Source organism: Pseudonocardia sp. GCM10023141 (assembly GCF_042653605.1).
Genome location: NZ_JBHSIR010000087.1, coordinates 1 through 20,867 on the forward strand (window position 1 = coordinate 1; position 20,867 = coordinate 20,867).

General features: G+C 68.8%; 24 protein-coding genes. 17 read left to right on the forward strand and 7 right to left on the reverse strand.

Annotated elements, in window-relative coordinates:
- Positions 1–397: 397 nt before the first annotated feature.
- Positions 398–763: a helix-turn-helix domain-containing protein gene (locus tag ACFPFQ_RS46540; RefSeq protein ID WP_379629734.1), complete on the forward strand. Its 366-nt coding sequence runs from the start codon at positions 398–400 to the stop codon at positions 761–763.
- A 37-nt stretch (positions 764–800) separates the two neighbouring features.
- Entirely contained in the window at positions 801–1,397 is a 597-nt protein-coding gene (locus ACFPFQ_RS46545; RefSeq protein WP_379629735.1) for a transposase, read from the forward strand.
- Between the two features lie 156 nt (positions 1,398–1,553).
- Here the strand turns inward: ACFPFQ_RS46545 and ACFPFQ_RS46550 are convergent, their stop codons facing one another.
- The gene (locus ACFPFQ_RS46550; protein WP_379629736.1) at positions 1,554–2,162 is read right to left on the reverse strand and encodes an ImmA/IrrE family metallo-endopeptidase; all 609 of its coding nucleotides are present in this window, start codon (positions 2,160–2,162) and stop codon (positions 1,554–1,556) included.
- Positions 2,163–2,678 carry a helix-turn-helix domain-containing protein gene (locus ACFPFQ_RS46555; RefSeq protein WP_379629737.1) on the reverse strand — a complete coding sequence of 172 codons (516 nt, stop codon included), beginning with the start codon at positions 2,676–2,678 and terminating at the stop codon, positions 2,163–2,165.
- Between the two features lie 269 nt (positions 2,679–2,947).
- Here ACFPFQ_RS46555 and ACFPFQ_RS46560 point away from each other — a divergent pair, with 269 nt between their 5' ends.
- Complete coding sequence (locus tag ACFPFQ_RS46560) at positions 2,948–3,964, forward strand: hypothetical protein (RefSeq protein WP_379629738.1); 1,017 nt, start codon at positions 2,948–2,950, stop codon at positions 3,962–3,964.
- A 541-nt stretch (positions 3,965–4,505) separates the two neighbouring features.
- The gene (locus ACFPFQ_RS46565; RefSeq protein WP_379629739.1) at positions 4,506–5,090 is read left to right on the forward strand and encodes a hypothetical protein; all 585 of its coding nucleotides are present in this window, start codon (positions 4,506–4,508) and stop codon (positions 5,088–5,090) included.
- 118 nt (positions 5,091–5,208) lie between these two features.
- On the opposite strand, the gene ACFPFQ_RS46570 is transcribed toward ACFPFQ_RS46565, so the two are convergent.
- The 5 genes from ACFPFQ_RS46570 to ACFPFQ_RS46590 all read right to left on the reverse strand — a co-directional run bounded on the left by ACFPFQ_RS46570 (position 5,209) and on the right by ACFPFQ_RS46590 (position 9,723).
- Positions 5,209–5,730: a type I restriction-modification enzyme R subunit C-terminal domain-containing protein gene (locus ACFPFQ_RS46570; RefSeq protein ID WP_379629740.1), complete on the reverse strand. Its 522-nt coding sequence runs from the start codon at positions 5,728–5,730 to the stop codon at positions 5,209–5,211.
- A gap of 12 nt (positions 5,731–5,742) precedes the next feature.
- Complete coding sequence (locus ACFPFQ_RS46575) at positions 5,743–7,044, reverse strand: lipopolysaccharide biosynthesis protein (protein ID WP_379629741.1); 1,302 nt, start codon at positions 7,042–7,044, stop codon at positions 5,743–5,745.
- A complete protein-coding gene (locus ACFPFQ_RS46580; RefSeq protein WP_379629742.1) occupies positions 7,041–8,642 on the reverse strand; it encodes an ArnT family glycosyltransferase in 1,602 nt (533 codons plus the stop codon). The genes ACFPFQ_RS46575 and ACFPFQ_RS46580 overlap by 4 nt, the downstream gene beginning before the upstream one ends.
- Before the next feature lie 192 nt (positions 8,643–8,834).
- Positions 8,835–9,245 carry a hypothetical protein gene (locus tag ACFPFQ_RS46585; RefSeq protein ID WP_379629743.1) on the reverse strand — a complete coding sequence of 137 codons (411 nt, stop codon included), beginning with the start codon at positions 9,243–9,245 and terminating at the stop codon, positions 8,835–8,837.
- A gap of 106 nt (positions 9,246–9,351) precedes the next feature.
- Positions 9,352–9,723 (reverse strand): hypothetical protein, encoded by a 372-nt coding sequence (locus ACFPFQ_RS46590; RefSeq protein WP_379629744.1) that lies wholly within the window; start codon positions 9,721–9,723, stop codon positions 9,352–9,354.
- 575 nt (positions 9,724–10,298) lie between these two features.
- Between ACFPFQ_RS46590 and ACFPFQ_RS46595 the strand changes: the two genes are divergently transcribed.
- From ACFPFQ_RS46595 to ACFPFQ_RS46655, 13 genes are all read left to right on the forward strand, one after another.
- The gene (locus ACFPFQ_RS46595) at positions 10,299–10,691 is read left to right on the forward strand and encodes a hypothetical protein (RefSeq protein ID WP_379629745.1); all 393 of its coding nucleotides are present in this window, start codon (positions 10,299–10,301) and stop codon (positions 10,689–10,691) included.
- Positions 10,692–11,051: 360 nt separating this feature from the next.
- Positions 11,052–11,954, forward strand: a complete 903-nt coding sequence (locus ACFPFQ_RS46600) for a class I SAM-dependent methyltransferase (protein WP_379629746.1) — start codon at positions 11,052–11,054, stop codon at positions 11,952–11,954.
- 252 nt (positions 11,955–12,206) lie between these two features.
- Positions 12,207–13,601 carry an apolipoprotein N-acyltransferase gene (gene lnt / locus ACFPFQ_RS46605; RefSeq protein ID WP_379629747.1) on the forward strand — a complete coding sequence of 465 codons (1,395 nt, stop codon included), beginning with the start codon at positions 12,207–12,209 and terminating at the stop codon, positions 13,599–13,601.
- Complete coding sequence (locus tag ACFPFQ_RS46610; protein ID WP_379629748.1) at positions 13,598–14,212, forward strand: DUF3105 domain-containing protein; 615 nt, start codon at positions 13,598–13,600, stop codon at positions 14,210–14,212. Before lnt ends, ACFPFQ_RS46610 begins: the two co-directional genes overlap by 4 nt.
- Positions 14,213–14,227: 15 nt before the next feature.
- Positions 14,228–15,067 (forward strand): F510_1955 family glycosylhydrolase, encoded by an 840-nt coding sequence (locus ACFPFQ_RS46615; protein ID WP_379629749.1) that lies wholly within the window; start codon positions 14,228–14,230, stop codon positions 15,065–15,067.
- Positions 15,068–15,116: 49 nt separating this feature from the next.
- Positions 15,117–15,755 (forward strand): TlpA family protein disulfide reductase, encoded by a 639-nt coding sequence (locus ACFPFQ_RS46620; RefSeq protein ID WP_379629750.1) that lies wholly within the window; start codon positions 15,117–15,119, stop codon positions 15,753–15,755.
- Positions 15,752–16,525 (forward strand): cytochrome c biogenesis CcdA family protein, encoded by a 774-nt coding sequence (locus ACFPFQ_RS46625; protein ID WP_379629751.1) that lies wholly within the window; start codon positions 15,752–15,754, stop codon positions 16,523–16,525. Before ACFPFQ_RS46620 ends, ACFPFQ_RS46625 begins: the two co-directional genes overlap by 4 nt.
- Positions 16,526–16,544: 19 nt before the next feature.
- Positions 16,545–17,192, forward strand: coding sequence for a TlpA family protein disulfide reductase (locus ACFPFQ_RS46630; RefSeq protein WP_379629752.1), 648 nt, complete (start codon positions 16,545–16,547; stop codon positions 17,190–17,192).
- A 52-nt stretch (positions 17,193–17,244) separates the two neighbouring features.
- On the forward strand, positions 17,245–17,625 hold the full coding sequence (locus ACFPFQ_RS46635) for a BlaI/MecI/CopY family transcriptional regulator (protein ID WP_379629753.1): 381 nt from the start codon (positions 17,245–17,247) through the stop codon (positions 17,623–17,625).
- A gap of 258 nt (positions 17,626–17,883) precedes the next feature.
- Positions 17,884–18,015, forward strand: coding sequence for a hypothetical protein (locus ACFPFQ_RS46640; protein WP_379629754.1), 132 nt, complete (start codon positions 17,884–17,886; stop codon positions 18,013–18,015).
- Positions 18,012–18,956 (forward strand): M56 family metallopeptidase, encoded by a 945-nt coding sequence (locus ACFPFQ_RS46645; protein ID WP_379629755.1) that lies wholly within the window; start codon positions 18,012–18,014, stop codon positions 18,954–18,956. The genes ACFPFQ_RS46640 and ACFPFQ_RS46645 overlap by 4 nt, the downstream gene beginning before the upstream one ends.
- Before the next feature lie 200 nt (positions 18,957–19,156).
- The gene (locus ACFPFQ_RS46650; RefSeq protein ID WP_379629756.1) at positions 19,157–19,522 is read left to right on the forward strand and encodes a hypothetical protein; all 366 of its coding nucleotides are present in this window, start codon (positions 19,157–19,159) and stop codon (positions 19,520–19,522) included.
- 314 nt (positions 19,523–19,836) lie between these two features.
- On the forward strand, positions 19,837–20,862 hold the full coding sequence (locus ACFPFQ_RS46655; protein WP_379629757.1) for a prolipoprotein diacylglyceryl transferase family protein: 1,026 nt from the start codon (positions 19,837–19,839) through the stop codon (positions 20,860–20,862).
- Positions 20,863–20,867 lie beyond the last annotated feature (5 nt).

Here is a 20,867-nt window from a genome sequence, read left to right on the forward strand (position 1 = left end):
GAAAGACCACCAAACCAGACACAACGGTCACGACCGGGACGAAACAAGAAGGTTAAACAACAAGCTTAGTGGGTACCGAAGATTCGTGCACGGCTCGGGTCGCCGTCCCGGCAGGAGTCGAACCTGTGCACCCAACAAGGCATTATGCGAACCTGAACCTGCAGCTAGTGCGTTGACCACCTACGTTCACCGGGTTGGCGACACGCCCCGCCGCGTCCCCAGATAAGCGCTGGTTGCTCGCACTCTTGATCTCGCCGACAAGCGAGATCACGAGAGGTGATGGATGGCAGAGCCCGTCAGAGCACGACGATTGTCCGATCACGAGGGCCAACGGCTGACCCAGATCGTGCGCCGCGGACGCGGGAACCCGATCAGAGTCCGCCGCGCCACGATCATCATGGCCTCAGCGTCCGGGACTCCCGTTGCGGCGATCGCCCGGCTGGTCGCCGCTGACGAAGACACCGTCCGCGACGTGATCCACGCCTTCAACGAACGAGGGCTCGCAGCGCTGGACCCTCAGTGGGCGGGAGGCCGTCCCCGCCTGATCAGTGACGACGACGTCGCGTTCATCGTCACGACGGCCGATACCCGACCAGAGGTAGTGGGCGCCCCGTTCACGCACTGGAGCGTGCGCAAGCTCGCCACCCACCTCGCCCATGACGCTGACCGACGGGTCGTCATCGGCCGTGAGCGGCTGCGCCAGATCCTGCGGGAGAACCACATCAGCTTCCAGCGGACCCGGACCCTGGAAGGAGTCCACTGATCCGGACAAGGGCGCGAAGCTTGACCGGATCGAGTATGTGACCAGCCATTATCTGATGCGCTGCTTCGCGTTCGACCAGTTCGGGCCGTTGTCGATCCGGCCGTGTCACGGCTCCACGTGGTCGCGGGAGTCGAGGCCGATGCGGTTGCCATCGACCTATCACCGCACGCATGGCGTCCGCTACTTCCATGGCTGCTACAGCCTCGGTGACGACCAGCTCTGGGGTGTGAACCGCCGCCGCAAGGGCGGTGACCATTCGTTGTCAGCGATCAAGTCGATCCGGGCGGCCCGCCCGGACGGCGCCCCGATCTACGTGATCATGGACAACTTGTCGGCGAACAAAACCCCGGCCGTGCGCGCCTGGGCCGCCCGGCACAACGTCGAACTGTGTTTGACCCCCACTTCCGCATCCTGGGCGAACCCGATCGAGGCCCAGTTCGGGCCGCTGCGCACGTTCACCATGGGCGCCTCAGATCACCCAAACCACCCGGCGCTGACGCGCCGACTGCAGGCCTACCTGCGCTGGCGCAACACCCACGCCCGCCATCCCGACGTCCTTGCCGCACAACGCCGCGAACGCGCAAGGATCCGCAGCGAACGCCACCAACCTTGGGGCCGACCCCGAGCGGCCTGACCCGGCGAACGTTCATGGTCAACGCACTAGACGGCTTGCCGTTCGCCGTTGATGCCCCGCACCGCAAGAAGCGGCGTGATGGGTATCGGAAGGTCTCCGCCGTCGTCGGTGCTGTCGCCGCAGACGGTGGAGGAGTCGGCGGCGCGTAGTCGTGCTCTACGCGCTGCGTGACTTCCGCGCTCTGGCGACCTGCATTTTGGCGCCTGAGGTGTTCATGCGGAACCGGGCCATCTCGGCCGTCACGTTGTGCATGGTTGCGGTTTGGGCATCGGTGAGGCCGTGGCGTGCGGCATCGATCAGGAGCGGGCGGGGCAGGAGGATCGCTCCGGCCAGCCAGTTGGCCTCTTCCTCCTGTTCTGGATTGCAGGTGAAGAAGTAGTGCTCGGTGATCTTCTGGACCTGCCGAACCTCGTGTCCGAGGATCATGTGCGAGAACTCGTGTGCGACGTTGCTGCGGGTTCGACCGTCCAGTTTCGCCTCTGCCGGTGTGAGGTAGCGCCCCTCGAAATTGACCGGGTTGTAGACGACGACGCGCCGCTTGCCCGGCGGGGACAGCGTTGCCGCGGAGAACGCACCGGCTTGGGCCTGATGCAGGGCGAGGAGGTCGTCGATTCCCCCGTCGAGCAGTTGATCCGCGGGCAGGACCGCGACCCGAAGGTGGACTGCGATCTTGGCGAGGTTCGGGCTCTCGCGGTCGGAGCAGTCGATCGAGGCGCGCAGCGAAGCGGCATGGCGTTCGGCCTCGGCTTTGAACCCCCGCCTCATTCAGACACTCCATCCTGGGTCGCCACCGAGAGTGGGGTCTGCGAGGATCCTGTCTTGCATCTGGTCGAGTGCGGCTCCGAGCCGCTGCGCGGCCTCGGGGGTGAACGTGGTGTGGGCCCGAAGGTGGACCTCGACGTCCGTGCTCGGGGTGGCCAGCGACTGGTAGAGGTTCGCGACGAGCGCGGCGATCTGGTCTGCGGCTTGTTCGCTCAGGTGCGGGTCGCTGTGCAGGTGGGTGCGGATCGTCTCGGGGGTGTCGAGCTCCCGTCGGCGCGACGGGTCGGTGAAGAATGCGCCGGGGTCCAGCCCGAGCCACATCGTCAGGCGGTGGTAGTTCGCGAGATCGGGCTGGTCGCCCTTCTCCACCCTCGAGAGGGTGTTGAACGGCACGCCGGACTCGTCGGCGGCGGCGCGCAGGCTCAGGCCGCGACGCGTCCGCTCTTCTCGGACACGTCGACTGAGCTCATCGACGTCGATCGGTTGCAGAGTTCGTCCTTCCTCGGGCCGGGCCAGCAACGACGACGGTAGACCGCGTACTGCGAGGTCCGCCGTCGGCGTTCTGTACCGAGAACAGTACTAACAAGAGCAAAGCCGTGCTACCGTTCTTCATGGCCGACTTCCCCAGAGTGGGTCGTCCGGACCCGATCGGGTCCGGACTCACGGTGCTCCTGCTCCCCGTATCGGGCACCAGTTCCGACGCTGGCCGCGGCGCGGACCGTTCCTCGTATCGAGACGAGCGTGTGCTGTCGACCGCACCGTTGCCCGATCGAGAGGAAGGACCTTCCATGAGCTACACCGTTGATGCCCTCGATGAGGTCAGAGCAAAGATCGCGGCCTCCGACACCGTCCTGGCCGAGGCTCGAAATCGCCTGCGTCTTGTCCGCGAGATCGCCTCCACGTTCCCCGGCGCCCTGCGGACCTACGCCAGTGGCTCTATCGCCCAGTTCACCGTCAACCACCCGGTCTCCGACGGAGACGGCGGGCTGGTGTTGAACCGACGCTGCTACCCGGCGCTCGGTCCCGACGGCGGCGGCGAGGCTCCACAGCAGGTCGTGCTCGACTTGTGCGCGCTGCTCGCACCGAAGCTCCGCGCGGACTACCGCGCTGCTACGTGCCACAAGTCGAAGCGCGGCCCGAAGCTGCACTTCGCCGTACCCATCCAGGACCAGGACCCCACCGTCGACCTCGTCGTGGGGCTGACTCGCCGCGACGGCAACGGCTTGTGGATCCCGAACCTGGAGGACAACACCTGGGAGGCCTCGGATCCTGAGAAGCATGTGCTGCTCCTCAACACCGGCACGGTGGCGCTGGTGCGTCTGCGGCGACGTGTCAATCGCCTGGTGAAGGCCTGGAACAAGCAGTTCACCGAGCCCGGATTCTCATCGCACAACCTCTCGATGCTCGCCTACGAGTGCGTGGCGGGTGGCCAGAATCTCGCCGACGCGCTGGCCGGCTACTTCGCTTACGCGGCTGAGGCCGTCGCGGCCGGCGACATCGAGGATCCCGCGGGTGTTTCCGTTCCGATCAAGTTGCTGATCCCGCGCGTCGACGCCGTACGCCGTCTGCGGCTCGCCGCTGCGGCTCTCGACGAGGCCCTTGTTCACGATGATGACCAGCAGGCGGTTCGGGCCGCTCTCGCCAAGGTGTACTGGAACTACGATCTCGACTCGGCATCGGGAACGTTCGCTGGTGCGGTCAACGCTCTTCGACGCTCGCCGCGGGTCACCACGGCAACCTTGGGCCTGGGCGGCCCTGCAACGGTGGTGCGACCTACACGTGCCTACGGCGGCGCATCGCGATGACCTGCCGTCGGAAGCGCCGTCCATCGGCCTGGACTGACACCTCCGTCGGTCGGGTGATGTTCATGTACGAGTTGCGGGCGTGCGCCGGCAACGCGCACATCGTGCGGCCCGACCCCCGACACGGAGGCGGCCTCGCCGTCAAGGTCCGTGTCGTGCCACCCGGCCTCGAGACTCGATGCGTGCGCATCTCGTTCGCCCGCGGCGGCGAAGACCCTCTCGTGCACGTCGACGGACCCGCCGAGTCGCCGCATCGCTACCCCTGCGGCGCACTGTGCATGTGGTACCCGCCCGACCCGCCCGACATGCGCTGGACCAGAGCGGACGGGCCTCGCGCGCTACTGGGACACATCCTCGCCCACCTCGTACGCGAGGAGTGGTGGCGCCGGACCGGCGAGTGGATCGGGACGGAAGCCCCACATACCGAACCAGCCGCTACTCGGACCGCGTCCGACACCGTTCTCGGCCTCGCCGGCCGGACGCCCGGCGGACCGGCGCGGCGGTGGTCCCAGACGGAGAAGGGCACGACCCCGAATATGGCAGCATGAATCTGATCGTTTCGATGGTGGGGTCGGCCCAAGGTCCGGCGCCCATCGGACCGGAGGGGCTCAGCGTCGCCGCGTGGGTAAGCATCGTGCTTCCCGCCACCGTCCTCGCGGCGCTGATCGCCGCCTCGGTCAACCTCTGGTTGGCCCGGCTGAAGAGCCGCGACGAAGAACGCGCCCGAGTTCGCAATACCTTCGCCGAGGCGTTCCAAGCCCACGCGGACTACAAGGAGTTCCCTTACGCCGTCCGGCGCCGCGACGCCCAACGGCCGGGCGAGGAACGGGTGCGCTTGTCCGAGCTGATGCGAGGCGTTCAATCGCGGCTGTCCTATTACCAGAGCTGGACGCAGTTGGAATCGTCGACCGTCGGCACTGCCTACGCCGTAATGGTGCAGCAGCTGCGGGTGGTCGCGGGCGGCTCCATCCGAGATGCTTGGAGCAGCCCTGCCGTCTCGGAGGACGCCGGTATGAACATCGCGCCGGTGATCGTCGACCTCAGCTCCCTGGCCGCCGTCGAGTCCGCGTACCACGACGCTGTCGCGGAGCACCTTCGTCGGCTCGGACCGCGGCGGCCCCGTCGATAGCTCTGGGCTGGAAATGTCGAATGGTCACGACCGCCGGGGTGGCGCGGGGCAAGCCGGACTGTCGAAGCCGGTCCTGACCGTCGTCTGTCGACACGGTCGCCGGGATAAGGCCCAGGGACTATGTAGCTCGTCGCTGACAAAGTTGGCGATCCCAACCCGGTTCGGTTACGCAGGCTGGGCGGTTGCGTTGATCGAGCGCATCGTGGTGACCATCACGTCGACGTCGAGGAAGATCCTCAGGCCCGCCGGGCGCGATGGAGCTGAAGGACGATCGATAGAGGACATCGATGGTGATGGTGCCGTTATGCGCAAGGTAGTCGATCACTTCGTTGACGAAGCAGAGCTGGGCCGAGGTCAATGTCTTGCGCTGCTGGAACGTCGCGGATGCCGCAGCCGTGGCTTCACGGTCGAGCCCGACCAGGGACCTGATGAACATGCCGAGGCCGCCTGCGTTGGCTTTGGCCTGGTCGATCCCGTCCTCTGTGCCTATCCCGGACTCGATGAAGATCCGTTCGAGCTCAGCAACACTGACAGCAGGAGCATCCGCCCCCCACCAGGAAGCCCGTGCTGACACCACCGTTCGCGTGTAGCCAGCCGACGATCGCACCTGATCGCTCGCTCCTGCACCGACCACCGACACCCGAATCCCCTGCTACCTGATGAGTTTGTCCGCGCGGAAGATCCGCCACAACGGGACGGCGACGATCACGCTGTTCAGGATCGCCATGCTCAGATAAGCGATCCCGACCGCGACGATGCCCATCGACCCGATGAGCAACAGCGAGAGCCCGACGACCATCGCACCGCTGAGCACCTGCAGAGCGATCACGCGGCCCATCTGCTGCCGGACGCGAGCGGCGGCGACGTAGGTGCTGTAGATGATCGTGAACGGGAGCGCCGCAGCCATCACGCGCAGCAGCGTCGTCCCCTGCTCGGCGTAGGACCCTCCGAGCAACGACAACAGCCACGGCGCCGCGAACAGCAGGAACGGTGTCCCGAGCAGCCCCACCGCGCACGACATCCGGAAGGCGCGACGCATCAGCGCGCCCCCGCGCCGGATGTCGTTGGACGCCTCGGTGACGTAGGACGAGGAGATGTTCCACAGCAGCACGGTGATCGCCTCGCTCACCAGCCACGGCAACGCGTAATAGGCGTTGGCCTCGGTACCGAGCGTGGCGACCACGATCAACGGCATCAGTAGCGGGATGACCACCGCCGTCACCCCGGAGGCGTACTCACCCAGGAAGATGACGCCCAGGCCCCGCCGGCTCGGCAACTCGACCGCACCATCCACCGCGTGGGTCTGCTTCCCGAGCGCGCGGGCCAGCAAGGGGCTGATGACGAGTACCCCGAGCGCCGCGGGGAGCGCCCAGGCCAGCACGATCCCGTCGGCCTGCATGGTGATCGCGAAGACCACCAGCAGCAACAGCTTGAGGCCGGAGAACGCGAGCTGCTCCAGCGGCACCCACCGCGCGGCACGCATCCCGATGAGCACCCAGTCCTGCAGTGCGAACCACGCGAGCACGATCACCAGCAGCGGGAACAGCCAGCGGCCTGCTGCGACGGGGAACAGCGCATCCGCGGCGAACAGCAGCGCGAATCCCGCTCCGAGCACGAACGCGACCGCGGTGACGACTCCGTACCCGACCAGCACCATCGACCGAACCCGCGCTCCGGCCGAGCCCAGGAACCGGGCGAACATCAACCCGGCGGCCGAACTCGACAGCACGCCGAGCATCGTCGCCGTGGACAGCACCGCGGCGGCGCGTCCGACCTCGGCCGCCGGGTACCGCACCGCGACCGCCCAGAAGACGACGCCGAATAACGCCGAGATCCCCGATGTCGCCATCAACGCGAGCGCGTTCATCTCCAACCCACGATCCAGCAGGCGCCGCAACCGCCCCCTGGGCGGAACCGCGGTGTCGGTCGGTAGTTCGTCGTTGGTCACGGTCATGCCGCTCTGCCGGGAGTGTTGAGCGCCCAGATGCCGCATCCGTTGACCGCGGACGAGCGGACCTGTGCCGCATGGGTGGTCAACCACATGGCCAGCGGCCCTCCCGCCGGCACGAGCCGCGGGTCGTTCACGACGAAGAACCGCGCACCCAGCCGTTGCTGCTCGGCAAGAACGGCCGGATCGTGCCGATCGGCGGCGAGGCTCCAGCCTTTCCTGTCGGCCATGAAGAAGATCACCGGTTCCTGCCAGTTGTTGGCGACTCCGGCATCGACCGAGGGGCTCGTCGTGCTGATCACGACCCGATCACCGGGTGCGGTGACCTCCCGCAGCTGGGTGGCACACACCTGGAACCGCCCACCCTGATCACGCATCGCCGCCTGGAAGACATTGACTGACTGGGCAGCGAGCAGGGCGACCACCACACCAGCGACCGCACCGGGTCGACGCACGGACCCGGCGCGACGCAACCACTGCCAGACCCGCTGCAGACCCAAGCCCGTCAGCAACGCGGCGTAGGGCAACGAATACACGTGATACTGGATCCCCATATCCGACCCGCTGTAGCGGCCGACCGCGAAGTAGTAGACGCCCAACGCCAGCAACCCGGCCACCACCAGCGGGAACACCGGCCCCCGGTGCCGCCACAACCACCACGCGCCGAGAACCGCCAGCGGCACCCCGACGAACCCGTAGACGAAGAACACCTCCGACCGCAGATTCCCCAGATAGAACTCCGGCGAGAGCCAAATCCGCAGATTCCCGAACTTGTTGTCACCACCCGAGATCACCCCGAACGTGTTCCCGTACTCGGTGTACAAACCGCTCGCGTGCCGCAGCCACAACGCGGGGGCGACCAGCGCCGCGACCCCCGCCACATACAGCGACGGCCTGCGCAGCCGCTGCCTCGCCGAGATTAGCAACCAGACCAGCATCACCAGCCCGATGTGCAACGACGTCGGCTTGACCAACGCCGCCATCGACGTCGCCGCCGCGGCCCCCACCAGCCACCTGCCGCGATCCTGGGCCAGCCAGCGCTGAAACGCCACCAGCGCGAGGAGGTAGAACGCCAGCACCGTCGCCTCGGGCATGAACGCGGTGCCATAGCGCATGAACGCGGGCGACACCGCGAACGCGATCAACGCCCAGCGCGCCGCCCGAGCCGGCAGCAGCCGGCTCGCGAGCTGCCAGAACGCGGCCGTCGCGACCAGCATGAACGCCAACGACACCAACCGGCGCAACCAGACCTGCTCACCGAACACCTGGTAGAGCAGCGCCGAGAGCCACGGCATCAGCGGGAACTCGGTCTCGACGTACCCCGGCCCGGCACCACCCCAGTTGATCTGCGGGAAGAACAGCATCAGGCCGTTGTCGGCGAAGTTGCGGGCGATCGTGGCGGTATCGGACTGCCGCCAGATATCGCCGGGATAGGTCAACGGCCCGAACGCACGCACCACCGACAGCACGGTCATGACACCGACGACGGCCAGCGCCGCACGGCCCAACATGTCGCCACGCAAGGTGGCGGGATGGTTCTCATCGCGCACCGAGGACGTCGTGCCCTCGGCAGTATTATGGGCATGGAAAGCTTGGACAATCACTGTCGGTACTCCCAAGGAGGGGCGCATTACGCCCACGCATGTAGCGATGACCTGACTCGCATCGGTCCGCAGCACCGTCCACCCGTCCGGTGATCAGGAGCACGCAGCGCGTCACTGATCACTGTCGGACGACGGAGGGGAACTGATGGTTCCACAACTCACGGTCGGCTCGAACCGACCGGACAATGCTCTCTATGTGCGAAGCACGCAGAGCAGGCGTAACAGGGGAGTCAACACCCTGGAATGGGCATCCGCCACAACAGAGAAGTACGAACCGGGCCCGGCCACCTGCAAAACCGATGTGAGGTCGGCGGCGGGCACGCCAAGGACGGAAGGCGCCGCGGCGGGCACTGCCGCGACGGCACGTCGCTGAGCGCCACTGTGCCCTCCGGCGCACTCGTCCTCGGCGGTCATCGACGCAACGGTGACGGCAGGAACGTCGCGTGCCGTGGACGTGATGTCGGCGTGGCTCGCGCCACCGGCCGTCAGCTGCCCGAGGCAGCCCAGCGCCGCGGAAAGGGTCAACAGCAGCACGAGTGCGAGGAATCCGGCGACGATCGTCGAGGCGCGTCGGGAGCGGTCGGCGCCGAGGACAAGAATCATCGTCAACCTCCCCCCGCTGTGACCATCGAGCGGCGACCATCGAGCGGTGCAGCCCTCGATGGTCACACTAGCGACGCGTAGCTGTAGCTGGGCTGAGAACGACCACTCAGCTCATGGGAGCCACGAGCTCCCACGTCCGACCGGCATCCTCACTGGCGAGCACACCCTGCGCGGTAGCGATCACATAGCGCCCCGGCCCGATGATCGTGAAAGCCTGCGGAGGGGCCGCCACGGAACCTTCGAGAACCAAGGCGCCGCGCGCCAGCGTCCATACGGCTCTGCCCCGATCCGCCCCGGCGAGGACGGTGTCACCACCTCCACCCGTCCGACCGGCATGATCGACCAGGTTGAGCGGCCGCGGCGGCTGCTCGGGATCCGGGACGAACGTGATCCCGCCGTCGACGCTCGCGAGCAGGGCTGTGCCGCTGGTGGCCAGGACTCGTTGAGCATCGTCGGGGTCGACCGCGAGCGCGGTCACGTCGTCGAGCTGCGCACCTTGGCGCCAGTTCACCCCGCCGTCATCGCTTCGCATCACCGTCGAGCTTGCCGAGTCCCACCCGTACGCGACGGCACCGTGGGTGGAAAGGGCATGGAAATCAGCCTGGCCCTCCAGCGAGATCGAACGCCAACTCCGCCCACTGTCGTCGCTACGGATCAGGCCGACATTCGAGGGTCGCGCATCCGCCGGGTCCGGATGGCCACTGGAGAGGAAGCGGTTGGGCCCGACGATCGCGAACCCAGCGTGTCTTGAACGAGGTCACCGACCCGTTGTGGTCCCCCGCGGGAAAGGTGGAACGTCCCCGTGCGGGAGGCGGCGTAGACGATTCCATCGTCGGGGTTGATGGCGAGCCCATGCACGTGTTCGAGGCCGGCGGGCACCACCGGAACCGGCTCACCCGTCGGCTCCGCACACCCCGCCGCGGCGAGCACCACGGCCGCAGCTCAACGATCGTCGCAGGTCCAACTCACCTTCTCTCACTCGCGCGCCTCCGATGTCGACCGGTGGTCGTGCACTATGCGCACTTCAAGCGTGGTCGTCTACTGTCCGAACCTATGTCATCGGCCGCAGCAGCCTGGCGCTTCCGGCCATGGGCTCTGATCGCCGCGGCCGGGCTCCTACTGGCCGCCGTTGCGATGTTCTGTTGTGTCGATGACCCCTCCACCGGATCGCATGACCGGGCCGACGGGCATTCCGTAGCCCGCATCGGGGACGTCGAGCTGCTCACCGTCGACGTCGTCGACAGCGGCCCGGACGTTCCCGCGGACGACTGCGTATCGCAGCCCACGGCGGACACCACAGCGACAGCCGGGATCGACGCGCCGCTCACCGACGCACCATCCTCCGTGCGGGTACCGGCGCCGATGACATCCACCTCGTCGTATTCCTACGCGGGCGACGCGCCGCTTGAGCCAGTACCGCATCTTCTCTGCGTCATGCGGACATAGACGCGCGTCTCATATTTTTTTATTACTCCTTCCATGACAGGTCGAGCAGATCGACCATGCCGTGAGTGAAATCAATTTCGCACTATCGCGTCGTCATTGATCGGATCATCAGCGCGATATCCGCTCGATCGACGATAAAATATCGCCAGAGGAAAGACGATGACCGAGAGAACCCGAGCACGGTCGGCCTTGCGGAGGATGGCGCCACTGGTCCGGCTCCTCCATCGGGTCGCGCTGGTCGTGATGCGCGAGGACACCGACGGCCAGGGCCAGCACCTGGACCCCGACGATCCGGCGACCGAGCTTCCCGATCGGGCCCGCTGGACGGCAACACACGTGCAGGCTGTGAGCAGCCCGACGATGGACACGTTCCGCGACGCGCTCCGCCCACCAGACGGCGGCACCGAACGAGAAGGCGTACTCGGCGACCTCGCCGAGTACTACGGCCTCACCCCGGAGGTCGCCCTGCGGCGGTGCCTCACCTGGGAGCAGGCCAGCATCGAAGAATGGGAGGCAGCCCACCGCGACACCCGCGAAGGTCTCTCCGATTTCTACGCCACCGTCACCTCCTGGTCCTTCGACCTCCTCTGGTACAGCTACGTACAGGCATCCGGATTCGGCTATCCCAAGAACGTGATCATCGCTGATCGGTTCGGGACGCCCCAACGACCGAAGCAGCTACTCGACCTCGGATCGGGCGTCGGCGCCACCGCGCAGATGTTCACAACGCTCGGCTATGACGTCACGCTCGCCGACGTCTCCTCGCGACTGCTGGAATTCGCCCGTTGGCGTCTCGACCGGCGAGGCGTCAAGGCCACCTATCTGCAGCTGCCCGCCGAGCTACCGGCTCGCACCTTTGACGCGATCACCGCGCTCGACGTCATGGTCCACATCCCGGCGGCCGAGCTCTCCACCACTGTGCGCAATCTGCACCAGGCACTTCGTCCAGGTGGTCTGCTGGTCGCCGACTACGACGTCCGCCGCCGATCCCGCGCCAACGCCTGGCACCTCCACGACGACGACCTACCACTGCGCTGGGCCATCGAACGCGAAGGCTTCATCCCCGTAACCTTGATCGACGGCATCGTGTGGATCTACCGGGCGGTCCCGACCGACGGCATCCGCTGGAAGGCGCGCACCGCACTCACCTGGCTGCGCCTGGCCAGCCCACTGGCCCGAGCGATACGCAGGCTCCGCCGCGAACTCGCCCGACTCGCCCTCGTCACGTTCTACCGGCTGACCCAGGCCCGACGCAGCCGGTAGTCGCGGTCGACGAGCGGGCAAGACGTTGCGTGGAACAGGAGCGGATGGTGAGACCCGGACGCCCTCCCACCGGGGCCGCTGCCAACTACTACGCGACTTAGTAGATACTCGGTCACCTGCACCAGTGGAGGTCCCATCAGCACCGTCCCGAAGCCAGCACCGGTCGCCCGTGCTGAGGAGACCTCGCCGGAGCGTGTCCCGCGGGTCCTGACCATTCCGGTCGCCTGCGCCGCCTCGGCTCTCGCAGGCGGCTTGTGGGCGCTGGGCGCCTCACCCCGTGAGTATTGGCCACTCCTACCGCTGGGAGCGGCGGTGTTGACGATCGCGGTGCAGGGACGCGGGTTGTACGGGCGGCTACTGGTCGGAGCGGTCACCGGTGCCGTGCTGTACGGGACGACGCTCGGCTGGATCGGCGGCTTCGCATTTGCGGGCTACCTCGGGATCGCGGTGGTGGAGACGCTGCTGCTCACGGCTGCGGTGGCGCTGATCCCCGCCACTCGGCCGGGGGGCCGCTGGGCGTTGCCGGCCGCGCTGGTGCTGCTGGAGGCGGTGCAGACAAGGTTCCCGTTCGACGGGTTCCCACTTCCGGACCTGGTGTACTCCCAGCTCGACGGGCCTTTCGCCGCGGCGGCGCCGCTCGGCGGCTCGCTACTGGTCACCGCGTGCGCCGCGACGGCCGGCGTCGGGCTGGCCGCGCTGGTACTGGCCCGCGGCCGTGCCCGTGTCGTCTCCGTCGGTGTCGCTGCGATGGTGGCCGTGCTGCCGGTACTGGGCGGCGCCGCGATCCGGACCGCCGACTCGGGAACGCTCGACGTCGCGGTCGTGCAGGGCGGCGGACCGCGCGGGCTGCGCGCGGTGTTCACCGACCCCCAAGCCACCACCGACCGGCAGTTCGCCGTGGCCGAGCGGATCGCGGGGTCACCGGATCTGGTGCTGCTTCCCGAGACCGTGATCAGTGTGGACGGGACCGTCGCGGGCTCGGCGGGCGACCGCCGGACGGCTGAGCTGGCCAGGTCGCTCGACGCCACCGTCGTCGTCGGGGTGGTGGAGCGGCAAGGGGCGGGCTTCCGCAACGCCGCCGTGCTGTGGGGACCCGACGGGAGCATCCTGGGCCGGTACGAGAAGGAGCACCGGGTCCCGTTCGGTGAGTACATCCCCGCGCGCGCACTGCTCGAGCAGCTGACCGACCTCACCGCGCTGGTCCCCCGAGACGCGATCCCCGGCAAAGGGACCGCGCTACTCGACTCCCCGAACGGGCCGCTCGGTGTCGTCATCTCCTACGAGGTGCTCTTCGCCGACCGCGTCCGCGAGGCCGTCACCGCCGGCGGTGAGATCGTGCTGGTGCCCACCAACGCGGCCTCCTACGTCACCGAGGACGTCCCGGCGATCGAGGTGGCGGGGGCACGGATGCGTGCGTTGGAATTCGGGCGCACAGTGCTGCAGTCCGCACCCACCGGTTACTCGGTCGTCGTTCTGCCCGACGGGACGGTGGTCGGGCAGAGCACGCTCGGCGAGCCCGCGCTGCTGCGGGCCGTGGTGCCGTTGCGCACCGGTCTGACGCCCTACGCGCTCGCCGGTGACCTGCCGGTGCTCGTACTGGCCGCGCTCGCGTTGCTGGTCCCGGCGCTGCGGGGCAGGCGGCGATGACCGACCCGCGACCCGTGGGGCGCTGGTCGCGGTGGAGCGGCCCGCTCGTCATGATCGTGGCGGCGGTCTCCTTCGGCTCCGTCGCGATCAGCACACTCGTCCCGTCGGGGACCGAGCGGGAGCTCGCAGCCTTTCGTCCGACCGCGCAACGCTCGGATCCCTCCACGGCCATCGCGGGCGTCACCCTCGAACCGGTACCGGCACACGAGCACGACGTGCCGGGCGCCCGACCCGTTGCCGAGCCAGGCCGACCTCCGACGAGCGGATCCCACGGCCCTGCCGTCGCGCGCTGCGACGGTGTGGCCTATCCGGACCAGGTGGACCCGGCGCAGGCCGTGCACGCGCTCGAACACGGTGCGGTGTGGGTCACCTACGACCCCGCGCTGCTCAGGCCCGACATCGTGCGACAGCTCGGCGCCCGCGTCACCGATGGCGCCGACCTGCTGATGTCGCCCTTCCCTGGTCTCGCCGCGCCGCTGTCGGTGCAGTCCTGGGGCCACCGGCTTCTCCTCGACACCCCCGGCGACCCTCGCTTCGAGCAATTCGTCGTCGCGCTGGCCGGCAATTCGTTTCTCGCCCCAGAGTCACACGCCGGCTGTCCGCCGGCCTGACCGAATCGGAGAACCATGCCGCGCTCCTCATCAGCCCTCGCGGGACTGGTGCTCGCTGTCGCCGTCGCGGTGACCGCCTGCTCACCTGCCACGGGTTCGTCCGGAACGGCCGCCACGAAGCCGACCTTCACACACGTGCACGGCGTAGGGATCGACCCGGCCGACGCGACGGTGTACGTGGCGTCGCACGACGGGTTGTTCCGAAGTGGACCCGACGGGCTGGTTCCCGCGGGGGCGGCCGGTCGTGACCTGATGGGCTTCACGGTCGCCGGGCCCCACCGGTTCCTCTCCAGCGGCCACCCCGGGCCGGGCGACACCCTGCCCAACCCGATCGGGCTCGCGGAGAGTACCGACGGGGGCGCGAGCTGGGCTCCGCTGTCGCTGACCGGCGAGGTCGATTTTCACGCCTTGGAGGTCGCCGGCGACACCGTGTACGGCTACGACGCGACCAACGGACTCCTGCGGGCCAGTGTCGACGGGGGACGCACCTGGGCCGATCGGGCCGCGCTGAAGGCGCTCGACATCGCGGTGGATCCGTCCGACGGGCGGCGGGTGCTGGCGACCGTGCAAGGCGGGGTGGTGCTGAGCACCGACGGCGGCGCGACGTTCACGGCTCCCGCCGGACCCCCGCTCGCCTTCGTGTCCTGGGGTCCGGACGGCACGATCCACGGACTCGATCCGGGCAGCGGGTCACATGTCAGCACGGACGGCGGAGCGACCTGGACCACGACCGCAACGGTGCCCGGCGGGCGTCCGCAGGCTGTGACGGCCACGGCGGGCGGACTGCTGGCGGCCACGGCCGGCGGAGTGTTCCGGTCCGTCGACGGCGGTGCGACGTTCACCCGGATCGCCTGACGGTATCTTCTACAGAGGTCAGTACTTGGCGGAGATTTCAGGAGGCGGCATGCGCGGCACGGCCGGACCGACGCGCGTCGGTCGGGTAGCGGCGCTGGCGGTCGTGATCGTCGTGCTGGCTGGATGCAGCTTCGCCAAACCCACCGGCAATGCGCCGAGTCAAGCCAGGGAGTTCACCTTCGTCGCCCCCGGAGGCGAAACCCGCATCCTCTACGATCCGCCCGATTCGCGCGGCACCGTGAAAGGACTGTCCGGGGAGAGTCTCCTGCAACCCGGCCGGATCATCGGTCCGGACGACTTCCCCGGCCAGGTCGTCGTGCTCAACGTCTGGGGCGCGTGGTGTGGCCCGTGCCGCGAGGAGATGCCCGGCCTGCAGCAGATCCACGACCAGATGCGGCCCGAGGGCGTCACCCTGCTGGGCGTCGACGTGCGCGACGACGCCGACGCCGCACGCGACTTCATGATCGACCGCGGGATCACCTACCCCTCGATCTACGACAACCCCGGCCGCTCACTGCTGGCTCTGCGTGGGTTCCCCCGCAACACGGTGCCCTCGACGATCGTGCTCGACCGGCAACACCGGGTCGCGGCGGTGTTCCTGACCGCGCTACGTGTCGCCGAGTTGCTGCCCGTCGTGCAGCGGGTCGCCGCGGAGGAGCCGAGTCCGAGCAGCGGGAGCGGCTCGTGACCGGCTTGACCGAACTGGCGATCTCAGGCCCCTTGCTGGTCGCGTTCCTACTGGCGCTGGCGGCAGGTGCGGTGTCGTTCGCATCCCCGTGCTGCCTGCCACTGGTCCCGGGGTACATCGGCTACCTGGCCGGGCTGGTCGGCGACGAGGGCGTGTCCGGCGACGGCGTCGCGACCCGGACCGGGAGGTGGCGGGTCGCGGGGGCGGCGCTGCTGTTCGTCGGCGGGTTCACCGTCGTGTTCACCGCAGGTGTACTGCTCGTGCTGGGCGTCTCCGACTGGCTTCTCGGCAACGAGCTGGTGCTCCAGCGAATCGGCGGGGTCGTCACGATCGCGATGGGCCTGGTGTTCCTCGGGTTCGTCCCCGCCCTGCAGCGTGACGTGCGGATCCACCACGTCCCCCGCGTCGGGCTCGCCGGCGCCCCCGTCCTCGGCGCGGTCTACGGACTGGGCTGGACACCCTGCCTCGGACCGACCCTCACCGGGGTGATCGCGCTGGCCACCGGCACCCAGGTGGGCTCGTCGACCGCTCGCGGGATCCTGCTGGTGCTGGCCTACTGCGCTGGGCTGGGCGTGCCGTTCGTCCTCATCGCTCTGGGTACCCGCTGGGCCGTGCGCACCGCAGGGTGGATGCGCCGCCACATCCGCGGGATGCAGATCAGCGGCGGGATCATGCTGGTCCTGCTGGGCACGTTGCTGGTGACCGGCGCGTGGGGTGAATTCGTGGCCTGGCTCCGCGGGCCCATCGCCGGATACACGCTGCTCCTGTGACGGCATCGTGAGGCGAACGATGAGCTCGGAGCTGCGCTGGACCGTACTGGTGGTCGTGCTCACCCTCGCCGGCGTCGTCGCTCTCTGGCCCCGCCCCGACCCCTACCCCGACGGCCCTGGCGGCCCCCTGCCCGTCCCGGCCGAGCAGCTCGCGCAGCGGCCCGACGATGCGGCACTCGGCCCGGCGCGGGCCGCGGCCGCGCTTCCACCGTGCCCCCACCCCTCCGGCTCGTCCCAGCCCGCGGGTCCGCTGGCCGACCTCGTCGTGCCCTGCCTCGGCGACGCGGGAGCCGTACCGCTCGGCAGAGCAGTCGCGGGCCGGCCGGTCCTGCTCAACCTCTGGGCATCCTGGTGCGCACCGTGCCGGGAGGAGATCCCCGTATTCGACGCCTACGCGGCCCGGCTGGACGCGATCGAGGTGCTCGGCGTGGTCGTGCGCGATCGACCCGAGGACGCGCTGGCGCTGGCGGACCGGCTCGGCCAGCGTTACCCCTCGGTGCTCGATCCCGACAACGCGGTTCAGGCCGCGCTGGTCGCGCCACCCGTGCTGCCCACTAGTTGGGTGCTGCGTTCCGACGGTTCGGTGGTGCGCGTCACCGATCCGCTGGTGTTCCGCACCGCCGACCAGGTGGCGTCCGCAGTGGAGGCTGCCCTCGCCGGACGCTGATTCCCACGGCTGACGGGCTACCCTCTGACGATGCGATTCGACAGAGGGCCGCGTGCGCGGATTCGGTGAGCTCGAGGCCGTCGTGATGGAGCGGATCTGGGCCTCGCCCGAGGGTGCGACGGTGCCGGAGGTGCACGAAGGACTGCTCTCCGAACGGGACATCGCCTACACGACGGTGATGAGCACCATCCACAATCTGTACCGCAAGGGGCGCCTGACTCGCACGCGGGAAGGACGCAAGCACCGATACCGGGCTACCGCGAGCAGGGCGGAGCACAGCGCCGACCTGATGCGTGACGCCCTGCACAGCGGCGGAGACCCCTACGCGATCCTGACCCATTTCGTTCAGCAGATGGACGCCGCCGACTCCCGGCACCTCGCCGAGCTCCTGACCCGTTCGAACGAGAACGACACACAGGATGACCGCGGGTGACGTGCGCGCGATCGACGACGCCACAGACAACTAACCAAGTACGCAGGGCGACCTCCGGCGGTGTGCGTGCGACGGCCACGGCGGGAGCGATGCCGCGCCACGGAGATCCTTTCGTATTCAGGGTCGAGACCTGACCGTGATCTACTAACTACGACAGTAGTAACGTGCTCACGCTGAGGATCGATCGGATGCCGGGTGAGCAGGTCAGCGCGGTCCCCGCGCGGCCGATACCGTGGACCGAGTGGAAGGGACGTCGTCATGCACAGGTTCGGCGAGCTCGGGGGTGGCGCCCTGGCTGTCCTGAACCAGTTCGTCGAATGCATCGATCAGGACGACGACCGTCGGCTCGCCGAGTTGGTGGCCGGCATGCAGCAGGGACCGCCTCGGTGACGGCGGCGATCTGCTTGATCATCTATGGCACCGTCGTGGCCGCACTGGTTCCGCGGGTGCTCGTCCAGCGGATACAGCTCACCCGGGCGCCGACGCTCGGCGTCGCGATCTGGTTGGCAGCCATCCTCGGCGTCCTGATCGCGTGGTTGGCCGCGGTCGCCCTGGTCGCGAACGACGTCGTTTCCACTCCCGAGGTGCGCCACGTCGTGCACTGGTGTGTCGAATCGTTCTGCGCCGCGGCACTGGGCGAACATGGCACCGTCGGTCAATGGCTGGCGCTCGGGTCCGCGGTTGTCATGATCGCCGGCACTGTCGGCGCCGCGGTCGGACTGGGCCGCGCATTGCTGCGGTTTCGCGCTCGCACGCATCGCCACGCCACCGCGGCCCGGCTGCTCGGGCAGCACGACGTCACGCTGGGCGCAGTGGTCTTGGACGTGCCGGAGAAGGTTGTCTACGCGGTTGCCGGACGTCCACCCGTGATCGTCCTGAGTCGTCCGGTTCTTCATGCCCTCGACGAGGGTCAGCTCAGCATCGTGCTGGCACACGAGCGGGCGCATCTGGCCGGTCGTCACCACCTCGTGCTCGGCCTCATCGGGGCGTTCGCACGGGTCATGCCGCGTATCACGCTGTTCACTGCGGGACAATGCGAGCTCTCGCGACTGCTTGAGATGTGCGCGGACGACGTAGCGGTTCGCGGCCGCGACGCCCGCGACCTGGTCAGGGCACTGGTGATGCTGTCTGGGCCCGCTGCAATACCTGGTTCCGCGCTGGCCGTCGCCGCCACCGGCGTGACTCAACGCGCTGAACGACTCGTGTCGCTTCCCAGCCGCCATGTGCTCCGCCGCACGCGAGCGCTGCTGATCATCGGATCCGTCACCCTGCTCGCCGGGCCAGCCCTGATGGGCGCCGTCGCGTGCGGTGTCCTGCCGCTCGGCCTGTAGCCCCGCTGCCTCGATCGCCGACGACTGAACTCGCCTCATCACAGTTTCCTGACGCCTCGCCGCTAAACTACTGAGTAAGTACGTAGTTTAGGCAGTGGAGGCCAGATGATCCATCGCTTCGGATCGCGCGTCAGGCGACCGACGCCCAGCGCATCCGGCACAGCGCGAACGGCGCCGGTCCGGGTGCGACGGCGCGAGCCGTGAGCCCCTGGACCGCGGTGCTGGTGTTCGTCGGCATCCCCGCGGCCATCTTCGGGCTCGTCGCCGTCGCCGTCGTCCTGTCCAGTGGCCGGAGCCGTCCGTACGACCCGTACGTCGTGATCGGTGCGGTCCGCGAGGAAACCGGCTGTGCGATCCGCACCGATGCCGATGGCCGGCAGGTGCACGAGCCCCGGCCGGGAACCACGCCGACGTGCGTCACCGCCCGGTGCGCCGAGTGCCGCACGGTTTTTCGCGACGGCGCCCACGACGTGCATTTCGCCGGACGAGGCGAGTGTGTCGCGACCGTCACCGCACGGGGGTGGCGCCTCGCCGGGCCGCGGCTGCGCTGCCCGAGCTGCCGATGACAAAAGCACCCATCCATCAGCTGTCGACCCATCAACTGTCGGCGAGGAGACGCGACGTGAGCCGAGAACAACGGAGACGGGCCGAGCGGCGACAACGCCGGCAGACGCCAGCGGCGGCGCCGACCGCGATGTCCGATGCGGTCCTCCGCGAGCTGCACCGCCGCGATGAACCACCGCTGGTGCTCTCGACGCTGCCAACGGCCGGCCCGAAACGGCCCGCATCCTCGTCGTCCAGATCCCGCACCCCACGGCCTGCCGTGACCGTCGCGTCGTCCCTGCAGGTGACCCGCGTGGGCTGTGGCCCGGTGGAGGGTATGGACCCGCAGGCTCTCGGCGTCACCCTCACCTTCGATGCCCCGGCGACCGGCGAGCCCTACCCGCTCACGGTGCGGTTCACCGGCCGGCGGACGGACGCGGCGGGCCCCCCGGCTCCAGAGGACACCTTCGACATCGTCGACACGATCGCTCAGGTCGTTCCGGGCAGCGGCACTGTCTCCCTGACCCAGCGCATCGAGGGCATCACGAGCGGCGAGTGGACCGTGCGGGCCGTTCCCGTCGTCGACCCCGCCGCTCCCGCGGACCGTGCGATGCCCCGGCCGGCCCGGGTCGACGGTCGCACCGGCTACGCCCCGGTCGTCCGGGTGCGCGCACCCGGGGTCCGGGTCGGCGCCTGGCCTGCGCTGGTAGGGGCCGGCACCGCGGTGGCACTGATCCTGCAGAGCCTCTTCGCGTCCCGGGCCGGCCTGCCAGCGGGGCCGGTGCTGATCCTCTTCCTCGTGGCCTGCCTGGTCGGGATCGCCGGTGCCCTGTTGTACTACCGGCTCGAACACCCCGGTCAGCGGCGGATGTCGGCATCGCCCGGCGGCATGTGTATTCAGGGCTTCGTGCTGGCGGCCGTCGGCACCGTCGTGGCGGGTGCGCTGCTGCTCGGGTTACCGATCGGACGCCTGATGGACGCGAACGCACCCGGCCTGATGGCGGGGATGGCGATCGGACGGGTCGGCTGCTTCTTCGGCGGCTGCTGTGCCGGCCGGCCGACCGTCTCGCGGTGGGGCCTCTGGTCGTCGGACCGGCGCCTGGGCATCCGACGTTTCCCCACGCAACTGTTCGAGTCGGCGCTGGCCCTGCTGATCGGTTCTGCCGCGGGCGCCGCGCTGGCGGTCGCCGAGCCCAGCCCAGCGGGTGGGGTCTTCGTCGCCACCGTCGCGGCGTACACGTTCGGCCGACAGGTGCTCTTCCCGCTCCGGTCACTGCGTCGGCACACGTGGTACGGGCGGCACCTGGTGATGCTGGCGACCGGCATCGCGTTCGCCTCAGCCGTGCTGGCCCTGCTGATGTAGGAGGG